General features: G+C 41.6%; 16 protein-coding genes and 1 other RNA gene. All 17 read right to left on the reverse strand.

The features are described from left to right. Window positions 1-6: 6 nt before the first annotated feature. On the reverse strand, window positions 7-3,369 hold the full coding sequence (locus AC27JP_RS01350) for a hypothetical protein (protein ID WP_487111646.1): 3,363 nt from the start codon (window positions 3,367-3,369) through the stop codon (window positions 7-9). Next, window positions 3,369-7,037 carry a hypothetical protein gene (locus tag AC27JP_RS01355; protein ID WP_487111647.1) on the reverse strand — a complete coding sequence of 1,223 codons (3,669 nt, stop codon included), beginning with the start codon at window positions 7,035-7,037 and terminating at the stop codon, window positions 3,369-3,371. The genes AC27JP_RS01350 and AC27JP_RS01355 overlap by 1 nt, the downstream gene beginning before the upstream one ends. Next, complete coding sequence (locus AC27JP_RS01360) at window positions 7,034-7,441, reverse strand: GPW/gp25 family protein (protein WP_487111648.1); 408 nt, start codon at window positions 7,439-7,441, stop codon at window positions 7,034-7,036. Before AC27JP_RS01360 ends, AC27JP_RS01355 begins: the two co-directional genes overlap by 4 nt. Before the next feature lie 3 nt (window positions 7,442-7,444). Continuing rightward, window positions 7,445-7,738 carry a PAAR domain-containing protein gene (locus AC27JP_RS01365; RefSeq protein WP_487111649.1) on the reverse strand — a complete coding sequence of 98 codons (294 nt, stop codon included), beginning with the start codon at window positions 7,736-7,738 and terminating at the stop codon, window positions 7,445-7,447. 23 nt (window positions 7,739-7,761) lie between these two features. Further along, window positions 7,762-9,498: a type VI secretion system tip protein VgrG gene (gene vgrG / locus AC27JP_RS01370; RefSeq protein ID WP_487111650.1), complete on the reverse strand. Its 1,737-nt coding sequence runs from the start codon at window positions 9,496-9,498 to the stop codon at window positions 7,762-7,764. Beyond that, the gene (locus AC27JP_RS01375; protein ID WP_487111651.1) at window positions 9,495-10,175 is read right to left on the reverse strand and encodes a CIS tube protein; all 681 of its coding nucleotides are present in this window, start codon (window positions 10,173-10,175) and stop codon (window positions 9,495-9,497) included. Before AC27JP_RS01375 ends, vgrG begins: the two co-directional genes overlap by 4 nt. An 18-nt stretch (window positions 10,176-10,193) precedes the next feature. Further along, complete coding sequence (locus tag AC27JP_RS01380) at window positions 10,194-10,361, reverse strand: DUF5908 family protein (protein ID WP_487111652.1); 168 nt, start codon at window positions 10,359-10,361, stop codon at window positions 10,194-10,196. A 13-nt stretch (window positions 10,362-10,374) separates the two neighbouring features. Continuing rightward, a complete protein-coding gene (locus tag AC27JP_RS01385) occupies window positions 10,375-10,815 on the reverse strand; it encodes a phage tail protein (RefSeq protein ID WP_487111653.1) in 441 nt (146 codons plus the stop codon). A 13-nt stretch (window positions 10,816-10,828) separates the two neighbouring features. Further along, on the reverse strand, window positions 10,829-11,263 hold the full coding sequence (locus AC27JP_RS01390; RefSeq protein WP_487111654.1) for a phage tail protein: 435 nt from the start codon (window positions 11,261-11,263) through the stop codon (window positions 10,829-10,831). Window positions 11,264-11,306: 43 nt separating this feature from the next. Continuing rightward, window positions 11,307-12,794 (reverse strand): phage tail sheath family protein, encoded by a 1,488-nt coding sequence (locus AC27JP_RS01395; RefSeq protein WP_487111655.1) that lies wholly within the window; start codon window positions 12,792-12,794, stop codon window positions 11,307-11,309. Between the two features lie 115 nt (window positions 12,795-12,909). Then, window positions 12,910-13,647, reverse strand: a complete 738-nt coding sequence (locus AC27JP_RS01400; protein ID WP_487111656.1) for a hypothetical protein — start codon at window positions 13,645-13,647, stop codon at window positions 12,910-12,912. After that, window positions 13,644-14,207: a Pvc16 family protein gene (locus AC27JP_RS01405; RefSeq protein WP_487111657.1), complete on the reverse strand. Its 564-nt coding sequence runs from the start codon at window positions 14,205-14,207 to the stop codon at window positions 13,644-13,646. Before AC27JP_RS01405 ends, AC27JP_RS01400 begins: the two co-directional genes overlap by 4 nt. A 612-nt stretch (window positions 14,208-14,819) precedes the next feature. Further along, window positions 14,820-14,916, reverse strand: an RNA gene (ffs, locus tag AC27JP_RS01410) — signal recognition particle sRNA small type. An 89-nt stretch (window positions 14,917-15,005) separates the two neighbouring features. After that, window positions 15,006-15,590 (reverse strand): 1-acyl-sn-glycerol-3-phosphate acyltransferase, encoded by a 585-nt coding sequence (locus AC27JP_RS01415; protein WP_487111658.1) that lies wholly within the window; start codon window positions 15,588-15,590, stop codon window positions 15,006-15,008. A 15-nt stretch (window positions 15,591-15,605) separates the two neighbouring features. After that, the gene (locus AC27JP_RS01420; protein WP_487111659.1) at window positions 15,606-16,466 is read right to left on the reverse strand and encodes a DUF3014 domain-containing protein; all 861 of its coding nucleotides are present in this window, start codon (window positions 16,464-16,466) and stop codon (window positions 15,606-15,608) included. Window positions 16,467-16,531: 65 nt separating this feature from the next. Further along, window positions 16,532-17,173, reverse strand: a complete 642-nt coding sequence (maiA, locus tag AC27JP_RS01425; RefSeq protein ID WP_487111660.1) for a maleylacetoacetate isomerase — start codon at window positions 17,171-17,173, stop codon at window positions 16,532-16,534. Between the two features lie 50 nt (window positions 17,174-17,223). Further along, window positions 17,224-18,774 (reverse strand): transcriptional regulator TyrR, encoded by a 1,551-nt coding sequence (gene tyrR, locus AC27JP_RS01430; protein WP_487111661.1) that lies wholly within the window; start codon window positions 18,772-18,774, stop codon window positions 17,224-17,226. Window positions 18,775-18,781: the final 7 nt, after the last annotated feature.

Raw genomic sequence — 18,781 nt, forward strand, 5'->3', positions numbered from 1 at the left:
GCCGTTTTATACTGTTCCTAAGTTTGTGCTACCAAGAAGCACAGGTTGCCCATCGTCATCATCACGACAGTCATGCAACCGTGCCGTTGGGAAGACGGTTTTTAACTGTTCTAGGATGTCGATCAAATCGTTCTGAGTTTGGTTGAGTAACTCACTGTCAAACTCTTCTGTTGCTAGAGCATGCAACCAGGCTTGCAAACGCACCTCGAACACTGCCATTTGCGTATGATCAATCCAGCATATTTTTAAATGCACATGGGCAGGGGCTTGTTCACGCAAACTGTTTTCTAGGAAGCGACGATAACTTAGGCTCTGAAAACGTTGCGGCCAGTAAGGTAAAATAACTGACGCCCTAAACGAATAGGGATCTTCATCACCACAGCTTGCTTTTTCGGGGTGAAGACAAACATCAAGTAAGCGAGCGTTTGCACGCCTTGGTCGCAGTAACAAGTGTTCAATTAAATACATTCCTTCGTTATTACATTTTAAACCTTCCAACACTTCATAATAACGAGCAATCACCCGTTCAATCGAATGTGTTGCATCTGCTACGGTGTCAAATAATACGTCATGGGTCAGTGTTACCCCGGCAAAACTTAACCGGTAAAACACAGTGCCAGCCCCGCCACTATCATCTATTTGATAGTTTTTTCGCTCTGGTACTGCAACAAATAGCTCTTTCGCTTGCTCAATTGCCTGAGTACGAGTGCTGTATAACTCTCTTGACTTAAATAAAATATATTGTCCGGGATCTTTTATCTCAACTCGGTAATCACAGCCATATTCTCGGGTATCAAACAGCACGATAAAAGGGTGATCTGGCTCCCCTTCTAATTCTTCTCCTGAGGCAGCAGCAAGCACCTCTTCATGGCGCGCTATAACGCTATCAATGCTGGCTTGAGCATCAGCTTCAGTGAGGAAAGTTTCGTCATGGGTAAAAGTTACGACATCAAAATGCATTTGATAGCGAAACTCATTTTCTGCTATGGCTGATATGCTAAACACATTAGCGTCTAGCAAGTGCGGGTAAATAATCAAGGCACCGGCCATCGCCTCGGCACGAGTTAAATAAAGTTGCGTTGATTTAAACAGCAAGTGCTGTTCAGGGTCTTTTATTTCGATTCTAAATTCATCACCGGTTTTGCGGGTATCAAACAAGATACTGAAAAAGTCCTGACAAGATAAATTGCGACGCGCAAAACTTTCCATACCAGCCAATTTGGCCGTGCGCTTTTCCAACCCTGAAACATTGTCAGAGTCCCACACCTGAGCTAGGTCTTTCGGACGATAATTAAAAGCTCGGTTACGTTCACGGCTTAGTACCGGTTGCATACGTAAAAACGACACTTTATCTTTTATTAATTCGTCATTGGTTTTTAACGTGTCACCACTTTGTTGATACATCATCATGACATAGTCATTAAATTGTTCAGCAAAACGCGCCAGCAAGTGGTCTAATAAACGATTGCGACGGCGATGAAATTCCTGCTCATCTTCTCGTAACATATTGCGCTTATCAGGGTCAGCAAATAGCGTTTTATCAAGATAAAATTCATCAGCAAACTCACCTAAACAACCATTAATGTTAGTGATATTCTGACTGAAGTAGCTGTATTTAAGTGTCTCGTCTAATGAGAATAATTTGGATACATTACCAAGTTGCGCCAAGTAATCGGCTAACATTTGTTCAAAAAACAATAAGTAAGCTTTGAATTGTCGTGCCTGAGCAATTCGCTCTGCCGAGGCATTAGCCTGCAAGCCCGCTTCGCCAATTTGGTAAGTTTGTGGAAAATCGTGTTGTATCGGAAAATGCTTTGTTATTTCTCTATCAGTTCCGATAGGAATAGTAAGCGCTTCTTCAATACCTGTGTAAGCTTGTTTTATCGCCGTTGCGCGTAAATGCCTTAAGGTCGCTTGAAATTCTGCTTGTTGTGCAATAAAAGGCACCGCTTGTTTAAAAAATAGTATTTTACAGTGCTTAATGGCCAGCACAGGTTGATGCCCTGTCCGTATCGGTAAACACCAAGCATCACTGTCCCCCACGGCGTGGCCCTGAGCATCATATTTGCGCAACAGAATCGATTTAACCGCAACAACATCATCGATATCCATCAACTCATTAATGATATCCGAACTATAAATAACTTTGCGCAGCTCACTGGCTTCTAACTCTTCATCAAGCACAAAACCTGGTTTGTTAAAAATCGTTTGTCCTTGATGTTGCAATTGATGATTAATATATGGACCATTGAATATACTGTCGGTACTGTGTTTCTGCTCAAGTAACTCATTCAAACTATAAAAATTAATTGGCGGATTAAGGTATTGCTCTATAGCAAAATACACTTGTGCTTGTACTTTTTCTAAATCTGCCGCGCCGGCAACTTCTATGTCTGCGCATACCGCGACATAATCGGCTGAAATGGTACTGACAGATTTATAATCTTCACACAGATTTCGGTTTTCCTGCAGGGCACATTGAGCTTTAGCAAGCAAAGATTTAATTAAGCTTTGCTTGCTAATAAAACTAGCTAAAAGTTGCTCGACATCTGAAAAAAACAGCTGGTGCCAATCTGCTGGCGTGACGCTATCATCGACATCTTTATCCAGCACTAACTTAAGCGTAGGTAAAGCCAGTGTATCGTGCAAAATATTAACTTCAGCTTCGTGGTCATTGACTATTGAAAGCGCAACCGTGATAGGCTCTTCGGCGGCTATCACTCTGTTTGCCCAGATATGACTATTGCCGGTATTGTCGTTGAGTAATAACACTTGTCCGGTGTAACCTTTAAACGGCAGACTTTTCAGTGTGATAGGTAAAGCGGTTTCATTTAAGCTGCCAAATTCAGAGTCAGCTTCAAGCTCCAACCACACCTGATATAAACCATTAATATGCAACTTAGCGTTAGTTTGACCGATAATATTCAGTTCATCCAAACTAAGCGCTGTTTTCGCATAGTCAATATAAACGGCTAGTTCAGAGCTATCTTGATCACCAGCGATTAAAGGCGTTAACCAAGCATTTCTAATGCCGTCAATTTTCAATAATAATTTGCGATAATCTAGCTGAGTAAGCGGTGTGGTCGTGAGAGCTTGTTGCGCTGGATAAAAGCTTGAAAGCGATGGTTCACTGATAAAACCACTCTCTTGAGTCAGCAAGTCTTCAGTGCTAAATGAGGTTCTATAAGCCAAATCAGTTAGTGCATAGCTAAGTATTTCCAGAGTCGTGATACCCGGATCATGAAGATTATGGTCGGTCCATTCAACCGCACTTAATTGCCTTATATAGTTCATGCCAAGCATACGTAACTGAGCAAAGTCTTGCGCGTCATCTAAATGTAAGTTTTTAAAGATAATTTTATCGTCCATTACGCACCTCCAACATAGAGTTCAATTCGATGCTGCGCATGAGAAACTAAAATTGAATGTGCGGTGCTGGCGGTAATTGTGGTTTTATCCTGTAATAACCAACTATTATCTGAACTGTTAATGTCTGTGCGATGTAACATCAAAACATCTTTAACAAAATCAACATAAGGTTGTTCTTCAATAAAATTAATTAAGCTTGATTTATGCCACTGACCACCAAAACTAACACTGCCATTTCCCGCATAGGCCCACGGCATCAGGTATTGATTTAAGGCCTGATTGAGCAAGCTACTATGAAAACCGCTATCGATGACATCAGGCATAAACGCAACATCAAATTGCAGTTTAATTTCTTCTATTTGTGGGTTTTGCACTTCAAGAAAAACAAATGGCGATAAGCGAGTGCGTAAGAACTTGTCTATTGCCGCTAGAGTTTGGCTTCGATTATAAGGTCGATGAGGATCAGCTGCTGATTCAGGGTCAATAAATGGAATAGGCACAACTAGCACCGAGCCAGGCTTTAAGCCATTTTCAGCGGTGATCAAATTTTGTTCATTGCGGCACAACTCGGTGTGATTCAAGCAACGAACCTGATACACCTCGGGAAAGTGCTGTAAAACCAATTGCTCATAATCCCAAACTGCCACTGCTCTATCTTTATGGCGCAGTCGCTCGCTAACTCGTCTGTCGTAACTATCAGTTGCCTCTGCGGGTTTGCCGTCAATGGCAGGAAGTGGCTGAGTAATTGATTTAACAGCAGTATCCGGTATTAATAACTTACTTATGCTAGCAGCGGGTAAGGGTTTGTTTAGGACGTTTTCAGCATTATTATTGTCAACCATAACCGCCATAGCAGCCTGTGTGTGTACCGCTAATAAGTCCACAACCGCATCAATATCGTTTACCACAGACAAACGCAACCAATGCAAACCACTAGGCAATATTGCATGCTCTGTGTTAGCGGATGACGGTAGCTCAAAACTGATAATGCCCGAACCTGACAAGGCGTAACTATTATCACTTACTTGATTTTTATCGATACCAATCCAATCATCACCAACAAGGTAATGCCAGTGCAATTGCGTTGGATTTTTTAACGGGTTGCTACTACCGTCGACTCCTTCAAATAACATCGCAATTGACTGAGGGGGCTTTAGATTTTCCAAACCAATATATAACTCGCCTTGATTATTAAATTGCGGAAGTAAATATTGAACACTTGTTAATTGTTTAACGCCAAAGGGATAAACATGGAAAAGCTGCTCAGGCGCATGCGTCTCGCTTTGGTAATTCACTAGCAATTCAGAGATCAGTGGCGTAAAAGGTAATTTAGGTAAACCTTCTGAATCATATTGATAATCTGCATTTAAGTTATGCGTAAAGCCGTCCGATTTTCCCATCACCGACAAAGCCAGTTCATTAGGATAAATAAGGTGGCCAAAATCGTCATTTAGGGTAAACCTAACAAAGCCTGACTTACTATTTTCTTGAAAGAGATCTTGAGATGGCTCGCTCAAAGTTTCGGGTGCCGATATTTTTAGACCTTGACCAAACATAGCGGCGAAAACCCGCATGGTAAAGCTCAGGTTGCCGTCATAAAAATCCTCAACCTTAACGCCAATCGACAGTAGATAAATAATGAGAAGGAAAAACGCACTTTTACTTTCCTCATCTGAGGCATGAATAAAGAAAGGTTGCAGCTCATTTATCCCTAAGTTCTGCCATTTTCCTTGTTGTAGTACCTCGACATTACAACTCACGCTAAAACCATTAACACCGGCTAAAAAGTGACTGTTTAAGCCAATTTGTTCTTGCCAGACAGGTTTTAGTTCTAAAAACTCTAACGGCTTAGCAAAGAGCTCACCACCGCCAACAATAAAATGACTATTTTTTTTGGCTTGAGCACCAAAAGGATTAAACGGTTTACTAGTATCTAAAATGCCAAAATCATTGCTTAAGGAAAAATTCCTCGAGCCCAGCACAGTAACGGATAAATCGATACTCGCAAAGCGCACGCTATTTAGCTGTGAAAAATAACCAGAGCTTGCATCAAGCTCAATTATTAACACTGGCAGCTTAGTAACAAAATTATTGCCATGAACATCTGGTGAATAGGCGGTTATTGCTTCTTGATCGCCGTCGAGTTGAATAAGAAACTGCAACTGGTTGGCGGTTTTGCTCACTTGCAACTGACTAGAACTTAGCGTTAACCAACCTTCTTCAATCGTTAAAAAAGCTTTAAACAATGACGCAACGGGTATATTTAGCGAGTTAGACAAATTCACATTTATGTTGATGGTGCGCTGGCCATCAGAAAGTAATAATTGTTGGTCTGCAACAGCAAAGCCTATGTTTGCCAAACTCGCTGAATGTGAGGGTCCAAATGCCGAAAACTCTGGCGACTCTTTATCTAATTCAAGCGCTATGCCATCAAGTGAGTCGACTTTACTGGCCGCGTACGGAATGACTTGGTTGGCAACTAGCTCGGTGTGAAATGCTTTTAGTTGGGTGATTGCCCCGCGATTGATAACAAAATCTCTTTCCAATTGATATAAACGTTCAACACCGTCATCATCTTTCCCGCCTTTAAATTGAACTCCAGCAGACAGCTTGTGCTCGGTAATTTTCTTAGCGAGTTCGAACGTTAAGGCGACACGTTCTTGTTGTTGAGCTTGCGGAGCTATTTGTAAAACGTCTCGGTAATAGAAGTCTAAATGCCGTTGGGTAAATTGATTAAGCAACGCTTGAGGCTTTTGATACAGTTTTAAGAAACTTAACCATAAGCCGTAATGCGGCGTATGATCATCTCGTAACAGCACCTCTTGTAAAGCCAGTTTAGCTTGTTCAGCAATCACTTTTGTTGCGGTAATTAAATCTTCAATGGCCCCGCTTAACAAGTTGTAGTTTAAGGCGTCATATATCTGCTGATAGCTATCAGTCGCTTGTTGGTAAGGGCTTGGCAGAGCACTCACGGCGCTAAGAGAAGCTGAATCTAACAAGGTAAACTGCTGAAATATTTTTTCTGCTAATTCATCCCAATTATTTGTACCGATACGTTCAACAATTTTACGCGGCAATAATAGCAACTCACTGGTGTTGTCAGCATTAACCAGCAAAATATTGCTATCTAAGGGGGAGTCATTAAAGCCACTAACAGGGGCTGATACTGCGCCAAGCATAAAACCGCGTAATAATAAAACCGACTCCTGCACTTGGCGTAATGCCCACTGATTAACTTTTCTGGCAATGGTTTCATGCTCATTTAGTAATTGTAAATTTGTGCCGAGTTCGTTCAGTAATAACAACGGAAGATGTAACTGCAAAGCAAAATACTGTGCTAGCTCAGCTTTACTAAGATTGGTTCCTTGTTGCAAAAATCGGCGTAAGCTTTGGTTAAAATCTAAAAACTCCTGATATGGCAAGTTAGCGATTGTTGCTAGTGGTACGCTAGGATCGCCTTCAAAAAATGTTTGCCAACTGCTATCACTACTGGCACCTTCGCCATAAAAACGAATATTTTTGCTATAAGCTTGAGCAAATAAAATAAAATCTGCCAAAGAACGTTCATCCACTTGAAAATAATCGGCCGATAAAGCAGCTAGCTGTCTGCTAATTTGATCAGAGCCATTACGTTGCAAGGGGTTATTGCTTTGACAGGATGTGCTCATTGACCACTTCCTTCTTGCAGATAGAAAGGATGGACAAAGTTAAATCTAGAGTTACTGCCACGAATAAAATATTGCACCTTGATATGTAACATACCTTCGCTAGGGTTAACGTCCAGCTGAATATTTTCTGCATCAATTCTAGGTTCATGATACAAGATTGCAATTTCGAGCAAATTGCGAATATAGGCTAAGGTAGCTGTATTCATGGGCTCCATCAGCATGCTTTCTAAGCTACAACCGAACTTGGGCTGCATAATTCTTTCACCTAAAGTGGTGGTAAAAATGATATACAGGCTATTGTGAATATCTTCAACCCCTGTAGTCATTCTCACTTCACCTTTGGCTAATTCAAACTGAGGTGGAAAACTCCAACCTCGGCCAATTATTTTATCCAGTTGAGTCATTATTCAGCCTCCAATTAACACGGTTGGATCCCCCCCAACAATGCTACCTCCATGAGCGGTCGAGTCTCCCATCCGAGCGGCAGGTGCACCAGCAATGAATACCGTCCCAGATCCCGCGACAATTGAATCTGGTGGTCCAGAGCAAACCGCCATATCGCCGACTTTTGCTGCCGGTAATCCACCTATCAATACTGTTGGTGCCCCCGGTGGTAAAATGGGTCCGCCAACATGTGGCACAGGCCCTGGGTTCATCATCGGACATACATGATTATCAGTAATTCTGGCCGCGGGTTTCATGGCGTAACTTTGCTCCTTGTAACTTAATTAATCTGCACTAATGCACCTTTGACTACCGTATTACCACTACTTTCCAAATTTGCTTCGCCACTGCCTTTTAGCGACAAACTAGCATTGGCTTCAATTGTGACATTGCTACCTTTTAGAGCAACATCAGCACTAGTTTCAATAGCAATATTGCTGTTTGAGGTCAGTTTTATGCCATTACTGTCCATCAGCCACTCATTGTCATTTTGATCTTTAATCACAATTGAACCTTCATCTTCGTTAAGTTGGACGATATTACCGCTGGGGGTTTCCAAGTTAACGCTGACTTTGTCGTCATCAAAAATTAACTGCATACCTGAACGAGTTACCCAGCCCTTTTCATGATTATCATCACTGGCTTCAACTGGCGACGGATTTGCACTACTGTGTAAAGCACCTAATAAAATTGCCTGATTTGCGTCATTATCAATAAAGCCGACAATCACCTCATCACCTATTTCAGGCCTAACCACCCACCCACGACCATTGCCTGCGTCTAACGTGCTCATGCGTGTCCAAACGCCAGATTGTTGTTCTCCTAATATCGGCAATTTCACTTGTACTCTATCTTCACTATCAGGATCTTCTGCTAACTGGGTAACGACCCCGATATGCAAGCCAGAGATACTTGACTCTAAACTTTTAAGTGGAGGGGTAAGTGACTCATCAGAAGGTTGATGCCAGCGTGGAGGTAGCCCCAATTGCACGGTTGTTAGCCAGTTTCCTGCACTTAGCGAGTGCCCTAATCCTCCAACCCAAGCCAAGCCATCAAAACGTTCACTAAAACCTTTCAAGTTGACCCAATCACCAATTTTTATCCCAGCAATCCCTTGAGTGGTAATGGTCCCTAAGACTTTAGCGAGACTTTGCTTGGTCTTTGAAGCATCGGCCCATTGCTGTAATAACTGAGCAGAAACACTGCCGTCGGCGGGCTGGATCAGTTCTTGATCTCCCGCAGCTTCGGCTAACTCCGCTAATGAAATATTACCGGGAGCCGCCACTGAGGTAGTTACTCCTTGATATTCAGTAGACTGTTGCTCAGCGGCTGACCAGCCGACACTCTTGGTGCTTGCGTATTGAAAGCGAGCATCCATTTGTAAGTCAAGATCAATAACATTTTCACCAAAGCTCAATTCATACTTAGACGCATTATTAATAGGAGCTTGAACTCGCAAAACACCGTCATCAGTCGCACAATATAAGCCGTTTTGCTCTGCTCGACGTACCATCAAATCCCAGTCAAGTTGTCGAAACTGCGTAATTTCTTTATGAGTCACCGAGGTTGGCGCTATATCCGCCTGCAAACCATATTCAGCAATTAAACGTTCAATTAAATCGCTGTCACTAAGTTCTTCAAAATATGCCGATTTGTAGCTTTGCGCCATAACAAAAGCAGCATCTTTGCAAAAAATTAATAAGCGACTTTTACCTTGACGATTCACTTTGATTTGTTGCCTCAACAACACGCCAACAAAAACAGAACTATCGCTGTGGTTATAGCCCAAGCGTATTTCAACCTTGCCTCCTGGCCGCATTTGCTCAGAGCTGCTTAATTCAAATCTTTGATCAGCTGGATCACCATCAATAAAGCCAATATCAGCGCTGGCAATATGATTAGTAGAGCGCCGTATATCAATAAATTCAATTTGATAATTGCTAGGTAAAGGCACACCGTCTACTTCAATGCTGAAGGTAGAGAGATCGGTTGAGTCAGCCTGACGTAATTCACTCATGACTGTTCCTTAACAGGAGGGAATAACAACTCACTTGACGGTGCAATAACCCGCACAGTATTCAGGCCATTGCTTTTAGCAACTTGGTAATAATAGCTTGCGTCTTTGTATTTTTGATAACATAAATAGGCCAAGTGCTCTGAGCCCTTTACTTCGTGCAGATGGGTGACATCAGGCGACATTAAATTATTAATTAAGCCTTGTAATTCCAGAGACTTATGCTCTTGGAATGTCGCCGAGATTATCGCTCTTAACGGAGTACCATTGGCACGAAACAACTTATAGTTAATATTGAAACTTTTCAATACACAGGTCACTACAAATAAGCCCCACTGCAATACAAGGAATCGATTCCGGTGTGATTCGCCGGTAAAACCTGTGGTCAATTTAAACAATTCTATGGCAGCAAAAACATCTAGTGCGGGCCCGGAAGCGCCCGTGCCATCAAGTAAAAAATCATAATTAAATTCTCGTGCTTCAACACTGACCTGCTTCGCTTCTGCACCATTTGCTCCTTGTGCCGATTGTTCGGTATTAAGCTGAACATCATTTTTAATACTGAATGTCTCAGGGTTGAACTGGGCGATAAAAGGTGGGCCTGCGGGTAAACTGGCTTGTACACTTTGCGCATCCAAAAATGGGATAATTTTTAGTTTGTCTAGCATTCCATCTGACACTGTTTAATTCTCCCTTGATTATCGCTCTTGTTTGCGATCCAATTGGCGCAAGACCTGCTCGACACATTCTTGAATTAACGCTTCTTTTTCAAAACTATCGCGCCCGCGACTTTGACTATCAGCTTCACGGCTTGGCGATTGCATGACTTTTGCGGTCACTATCAGTTCATCAATCACAATTGGCATTTTCTCATTCCCCTTATTGCATTTTGAAATATTGGTAAGCCAGCTCCAGTGATTCAATCACCAGTTCGCTGCTTTCAGCATTAAAGTCAGTGACTTGCCATTTTTTCGGCCAAGCATTAACAAAGGTATAGGTTTGTAGTGACTGATGTTGTTCGTTGAGCAGTGTCACCCACACTGTAGTAGGTTGAATATCCAATTCTTGAATCGCGGCAACACACCACTTACTAACCGCAGAATTAGTTAACAAACCACGCTTAAGTACTAAGTCAGGGTACTTGGCACGCACAGGTAGTTTTTGGACAAAGCGATTTTCACCGCCTTCCACCACGGTTTCTTCTTCTAGCTCCATGTTCAGCCCAGAAACTTCGCGAAAACGAATATCCGCATCACTAGCCCCTTGCACATCAAACTCAACCCGGAAGTGAAACCCTACCGGGGGATAATAAGCAGCCATTTAACCAATCCTGTTATTCGTTTTGGATCACTAAGCCTTCATGCACCAATTCTATTGATTCGATAGCCACTTCATTACCATCTGCTTTCAAATCAGTGGATTGAATTTTGGTCGGCCACGCATGCTTAATTTTCCACACCATCACAGGTTCATGCTGCTCGTTAAGCAAGCTAATGATGACATCTCTTCGCTCTATGGTGTTTAAACTCACTGTGTTGTACCAAGCGTAATAGTCATTATCAGACTTAAATACACCGCGCTTTAATGTGACATTGCTAAACTTTTGCATGCCCGGCATTTTGGTTTTGTGATATTCAGGACTGGCGCCATCACGGTACTCAATGACTTCCGTTTCGACATCCAAACCACTGACTTCTGAAAATGAAATGGATTGCCCCCCCCACTCACACAAAAAGTGGAATTTAGGTATGGGATATCTGTCAGCCATAATCTTTCCTTTTCGCTAATAATAGTATCTAGAACCAAGCCACTTATGATTCCTGCATTTTATGTGAGAACCTAAGTACGATGAATTCAGCGGGCCGAACGGCAGCCATGCCAATTTCGACAATCATATAACCATTCAATATGTCATCTGCTGACATGGTTTGGTTTAAGCCAACCAACACGTAAAACGCATCTTCGGGTTTTGCTCCTGCCAATGCCCCTTCTCGCCATTGTAGCGTTAAAAAATTCTCAATCATGGCACGAACTTTCGCCCAAGTGTTGGCGTCATTAGGTTCGAAGACAAAGGCCGAGGTTGCTTTTTTTACTGACTCTTCAACAAAGTTAAAAAAGCGTCGTACGGGAACATAGCGCCACTCGTTATCATTTCCTGCCAGTGTTCTAGCTCCCCATACCAGCACTCCTTTTCCGGTAAAAGATCGAATGGCATTAACCGATTTACCTGAAGTTGCGTCAACATTGAGGCCATCATTTAAATCATTGGTTACCGTTACTGCGGGTTTATCAACCATAGCCAAGCCAACATTAGCTGGCGCTTTCCAAACACCTCTACTGGCATCCACTCTGGCGTACACGCCAGCAATTCCACCACTAGGTGGCAAAGTAACTTTGGCATTACTACGAATAAATGCCCCCACCGCGTTATACACTTCGGTTTGGGCATTAATGATGGTTGTATCACTTATCGCGGTATCGGCTGCAATTGTGCCGGCACCGCTACTAACTGCGCCGTCGTCAGCGATATTAATTAAGGTGTGAGACGCCACCGTAATGTCATCATCCGAAGTCAAAAAACTAATACTGGTATCAAGGTAAGGGAAATATGTTGAACCATATTTAACAATATCTTTATCTGCCAGCACCTCATCTCTAAATGCCGTGGTAACTTCGGCATTAGTGTCTGTGCCACCAGCAATAGCATTGCGCACATCAGCAATAACAAAGCGATCTTGTAGCTTGGCACAACTTTGCATCGCGGCATCGACAATATCACCAACATTACTATCATCAGCTATATTTGACGCCCTATGTGAGCAGGCATCTGGGAATACATATAAGGTAGGTTCATCGTATTCCTCCAAGCGTGTTATAGCCGTGGTAAACAGGCCGACACTATAATTTGTTGCACTGGTATCACCCACCGACACTATGTAACAAGGGCCTCCACCATTGGCAAAAAACAACTGCATACTGTAGTACAACATGTAGTCAGGTATGCGAGGAGGTGTACCATTATATGCGACGCTGGTTTGAATAATTTTACCGGAAGAAGTAATTTGCCGTTGAGTGACGGCAACACTAAAAGCCTGATTAGGCGCAGTGCCAAATAGCTGCTCATATTCAAGTAAAGACGTTATTCGCGTAGGTATGTTACTGAGAGTTTGTCCTTTTTCGTCCAACGCTTGTTGTGTAAAGCCAATAAATGCAGGAATGGCGGTTTCAACAGCTGCGACAGCTGGCGGAAACTTAGATATCTCTTCAATATAAACACCCGGGGTTTTATATAAAGCCATAATTGTTCCTTATTTTCCATTTAACGCTCAGGCGTTAATACATTTTTTACCACCGTTTTCAAACTCTAAGTCTTATCGCAATCAGCCAATAATGGCTTTTGCTATGAGTTATATTTCAACGGGGGTCAAACCTTGCCTCAAATTGATAGCCATTTGCTGGAGCATTCGTTTGTAGTTGATCAAGATGAACGCTGATCAAGCCCATAGCTCTTGCACTGGCTAACTCATTATCTAGTAATACATGACTGTATTGGTTCACTTGGCTGTCTGTCGCCAAGCGGTAATGCCCTGCCGACAACTCAGTTAAATCTAACTCTAGTTGTACCTCATTCCCAATAACCGCTACTGGCAATGTAACAATTGCCGCTGGATCAAATTGTTTGCTGACTTGAATTTCTGTTGCCGCCCCGTCAATATTCATACGTACTTCAAAACGTAACGGTTGCACTTTCACCGCATCAATGGCTGAAATAACGCTGCCCTGACTCAACGATGTGTTGTTCGCTAAAACAACCGCACCACTCGCATTGAGGTTTTGCAGATGTAATTGTTTACCTGTACTGCCATCTAAATCAGGTAAGTACTCACTATAAAATGAGGCGCTGAGGTGTAATTCAAAATCTAGTTTTTTGACACTGGTGATGGGCCCCAAAAGAGCATTACTTACTTGTGGATTGGTGCTATAAAACACATCTAAGCCGTAGTCTCGTGATTTAGCAAGCAAGTGATGATTATTCAGAGTCTTTTGTGTTTGATTGCTCGCTTTAAGCATCGCACCAACAATCGCATTGCCAGTACTATTATTCAGTACTCGAATAGAAAACAAAGGTAGGTATTGTCGCTGAAAGCTCATTGTGCTTTAAACCTTGTATTGACTTCAAGGTGGGTAATTTCAGGCCCAGAAACAGTGACGTCAGCTTGCACTCTCAATAGCCGCATTTTATACATAACTGAGGGGAAATAAGTCCCTCCCATAATCCCCCATAAATGGTTCAGTTGTTCAAAATCAGCGCTATGCATATCAAAAATCAAACGTTCAATCGTTGCTGGGAATGGATTACCAACACCTTCATTATTTTGATCAAAAAAGCGTTTATTTTGAAAGTGTTCAACCGTTTGTGACAAACGCAACAGGCTAGTACCATAGTCGGAGAAATCAAAGCCAAACAGCAACCAACAATTAACATAAACAGGAGGCTCCTTATATTCCACCTGACCAGCGTTATTACGCACAACATGATTAGAATTTCGTAATGCACTTTCTTCACTTAAGTTAACTAAACCAATACGTAAACCCGGTGTAGTCAGCGTATCTTTTAATTCATGAATGTGGCCAACAGAGGCTTCATTATCTGCAATGCCGAGATAATCTCGTACCTCACGACGTATATACTCCATTGCTTCATCTATCATTGGAATATCCAGACAGCATTTGGCACCGGCAAGTAAGCCAGAATTGCAGTGAAAATAGCATCAATTTTCGTAGAAAACACTTTAGCCACCCTCCACTAGATGTGAATGAGTAATTTTTATTGAAACTTTCAAAAGGAACGCGAAGAGGGGTTAATTGAAACTACGGCATGTCCTTCGCACGACTGGTTCCGACTTAACTAACAAGTTAGGTATAGTAAATGAATAAAAATCTGTCAAATCGAGTCGTGCCGCTGTATTGCGCACTTATTTGATAAAAATAGGATAAATGTTAATAGAGTTCAAATACTTAAAATAACAATGCTGATGACGTCAAAGACATTATTTAATTTAAGATCTTATTATGGGGGATTAGAGTAGTGAACAACTATATTTGGCGACAAATTTGTATTCAAGATAATACTATTTCTATGGTTCACTTGGTGTTAGAGCGGCATTGTAATGGTGATGATGACATTTGGCAGTGAGAGCTAATAATACACTGAAGAATATAACCTAACTTAATGTAGCACCAATCGTAGCACTAGCTAATTAGCTTGGCTTTATTAGGTGTAAGTTATTGATTAATATTATATAAGAATATTTGGGTGGCAACCCAATCAGCCACACTCCGGCACATGAGTCGTCTGCTGCGGTTGCTTCCTTCCGGACCTGGCCGAGTTCACAGAGTATCATTGCGAAGGGACCGAAAGGGTCACCATAGATGCGATTAAGGAATTCCCTTAAAGCGCGCGAATTATCGCTAATAGCATGGCCAGTTGCAAGCGCTAGTTAATAAAATTAAACCGCTTGCGGATTTTTTGCACAAACATTGGCAAAGACTTGCTTAAATTCAACTAACTCTTGCGAAATATCGCCTGAAACATATATCGCAGGATGAAAGTATATTTCCTTTTTAACGAAATCGAGGCTAACTGGCACAACAGGTACTTCGGCTTGCTTCGCGATATGCAAAAAACCTGTCTTCCATTCAGTGGTTTTACTGCGTGTACCTTCCGGTGCTAGCCCTAAAATAAACTGATCATTATGCTTTATTTCTTGTACTATTTGCCCGACAACGCCATGACTATGTTTTCGGTCAACAGCAATCCCGCCGATAGCCGTCAATATTGATTTAACTGGCCAACGAAATATACTCGCTTTGCCTAAAAAAGAAACCTTAAGCTGCAAACTAAACATCGCCGCAATACCGACAAAAAAATCCCAGTTTGAAGTATGCGGGGCAACCGCCAGAATAAACTTAGGCTGTGCCGGCAAGTTCCCTTTAATTAACCAACCACACCAACCCAAAATTTTTTTAGCCAAAAAGTGTAATACGCCATATTTACGGGTTGGAATACAATCGGCTAATATCGGTTCATTCATACAGCTAATTCAGTCTTAGCGAGCGCGAGCAAGCTTTTCATTAATTTCTAACATAACTGATTTAATCACCAGTAAGTTTTCTTTGCCTAAACGTAGTAATAGTTTTTCTGCATCATCTAACGATTCTAACGACTCATCTTTATACTTATACATGACACTTGGGCGGTCTAATTCTGGTAAAGTTTTTGGGATTTCCATATCTAGCACTTTAGTAATCGCTTCTTGCAGTACGTCACCAAATTCATCATCGGGGTAGCCTAACTCTTGATAAGCTTGATCAATTAAAGGTTTTAATTCGACATACCATTGCACCAGCATTTCACTATCCATCGAGCGTAGTAAATCGACATATAAACTAAATCGGCGAGTATTACTTTCATCCCAGTGCCATTTAAGCCCTTGCGGTGACTTTTCTTCTGTTGCCGAAAATTTAGTGTTTGGAGCAATTATAGGTGCATGTTCATAGGCTAAGGTACCTTGGCTAAAATTATCAGTAAAAACCACAAAGCGACGGATCATATCGTCGGTAATGATTAATTTTAATAACTCTTTACGCCAAGTTAGGTTAGATAATTTATCACTGAACCATGAATCGCTTTCATCTAAGCTCGGTAGTATTATTTCAGGCTCGAGCTCAACAACCTCTTCGATTTCTGGCTCAACTTCAGGTTCAATAACATCAAGCTCAAGTGGCTCAGGAATGACTTCAATTTCCGGCTCCGGTGCGGGTTCTTCAATAGTTACCGGCGGTGTTGTATCATTTTTTTCCTCAACGCCAAAAACATAATAATAAACCACGAATGTAATTATCGCAGCGATAATTACCGCGATAACTGCCCAAGGTGTTTGTTTTTGTTCTGTATTTTGTATTGACATAATAACCTTTATATTCAGTGAATAAGGACAACCTATACAATGACCGCCTTTTCTATATTGGCGTTTTACCGTTGCGCATCTGCTTGATTTTCTGGAAGTGCGGCAATAAATGCAGGTAATTCATTGCAATTATTCACCACTCGAACAATATGAGGATAAGCACTCATATCAAGATTAAACCTATTGGCATTATATACTTGTGGTACTAAGCAAATATCGGCCATGGTGACATTATCGCCAAAACAAAATTTACCAGCATTGGTTTCAAGCTGTTTTTCTATTGCCGCAAAGCCTAAGTTCATCCAATGATGGCTCCATGCCAACTTTTCTTGCTCTTCAATTGCTAAGTTATTAGCTAAATACTGCTGAACACGTAAGTTATTCACTGGATGAATTTCACAAGCAACATCAAGCGCCATAGCTTTAACTTTAGCCTTCATAACGATATCTGCTGGGTAAATGGCAACAGCGGGATATTTTTCGTCTAGATAATCAATAATGGCTAACGACTGGTTTAATGTTACGTCTTCATCAACATAGGTTGGTACTAAGTGCGCAGGATTTAGCTCAACATAGGCATCTTGGTGTTGTTGTCCACCATCTTTAACCAAATGCACTGCAATCGACTCAAATGACAAACCTTTTAAATGCATCGCAATTCTAACGCGATAAGCCGCTGAGGAGCGCCAATAACCATATAGTTTCATGATAAATTCTCAAAAATAATTCTAATAATAGGGAAAAGTCAAAGCTCTATTTATATTTTGACCGTTTTTTTATTAATATCGTAATCACGCAATTTATTCGCTATCGCGGTATGACTTAAGCCTAATTTCTTCGCTAATTGTCGTGTGCTCGGGTATGCAGGGTAAAGCTTACGTAATAAATCAGCTTCAAAATTTTTAACCGCTGCATCAAGTGTCCCTTCAAAGTCTTGCTCTAAGTAACCATGCTCTCTTGTGTATGCAGGTAACTGTAGATGAGAAGTCATAATAACGTTACCCTCAATTAAGGATACCGCACGAATAAGCACATTTTCTAATTGCCTGACATTGCCTGGCCATGGGTAATGCTCAATAAACTCAAGACATTCATTATCAAAAGAAATATGCGCTTTGCCTATACGTTGACCAAACTTGGCAACAAAAAGTTCCGCCAGCGGCACAATATCTGCGCGACGTTCTCTTAGCGATGGAATATTTAAACCAAGGACATTTAAGCGATAATACAAATCTTCTCGAAACTCCCCTATGGAGACCATATTAAGTAGATCTCGGTTGGTAGAACTTATAATACGAACATTAACTTTAATTTCTTTTTCATCATCAATGCGGCGAAACGTTCCATCTTGAATGACCCGCAACACTTTGGTTTGCAACTTCGGCGACATTTCCCCGACTTCATCAAAGAAAATCGTGCCTCCATCAGCTGATTCAAAAATACCTTTTTTACTATTTAGCTCACCGGTAGCCCCTGAGCCAAACAACTCAGTTTCAGCAGCATCGTCAGGTAAGGCGGCACAACTTAAGGTCATAAATGGCTTATCTGCTCTATCGCTGGCACTGTGACAAGCCCGTGCTAATAACTCTTTACCGGTGCCAGTTTCACCCACAATCAGCATCGAAGAATCAAGCAGTGCCATACGTTTTGCTTCACGTAACACTTTACGCATTGTGCTGCTGTTAGCTTGAATGCCAGCAAAATTATTGTCATTGGCTTTTTTAAAGGCACTAATTTGTTGGCCTAATCTGGCTTCAGATTTAAGGATCAATACCGCTCCGGCCAGTACTTGAGCTTCACCGCCTTCGGCAACATGAATTGGAATAATATCAGCGACAAAGTCGTCATCTTGAAATTTAATACGACGAGTTTGTGCTAACACTTCATCGCCATCAAGCCAACGGGTAAAATTAAAGCCTTTTAACCAGTTACTTACATGTTCATCAATAATATTCTCAAGTGAGTCACACATTATTTGTGCGGCAATATTATTGACCATGCGAATTTGGCCTTTGGTATCAACCGAAATAAAAGGGTCAGGAAATGTTTTGACTAAGGTTTCAAATTCATTTTTCTCACGCTCAGACGGCATGTATGGAGTGGTTTTTACATCAACAACCCCATCAATCAATCTCAGTTGTGGCATAAAATCTTGCAGCTCTGAAAACTCCAAATCTGGAATATTAATAAAGATCTTACCAGGCTGTTTTAACTCAATACCGCGTAAATCAATGCCACGCTCAACAAATATTGCCAAAACATTTTGTGCTATACCAACTCGGTCTTGGCAACCTATTTCTAAACGCATCCCCTAA

The organism is Colwellia sp. SU-HH01172 (genome assembly GCF_057553355.1).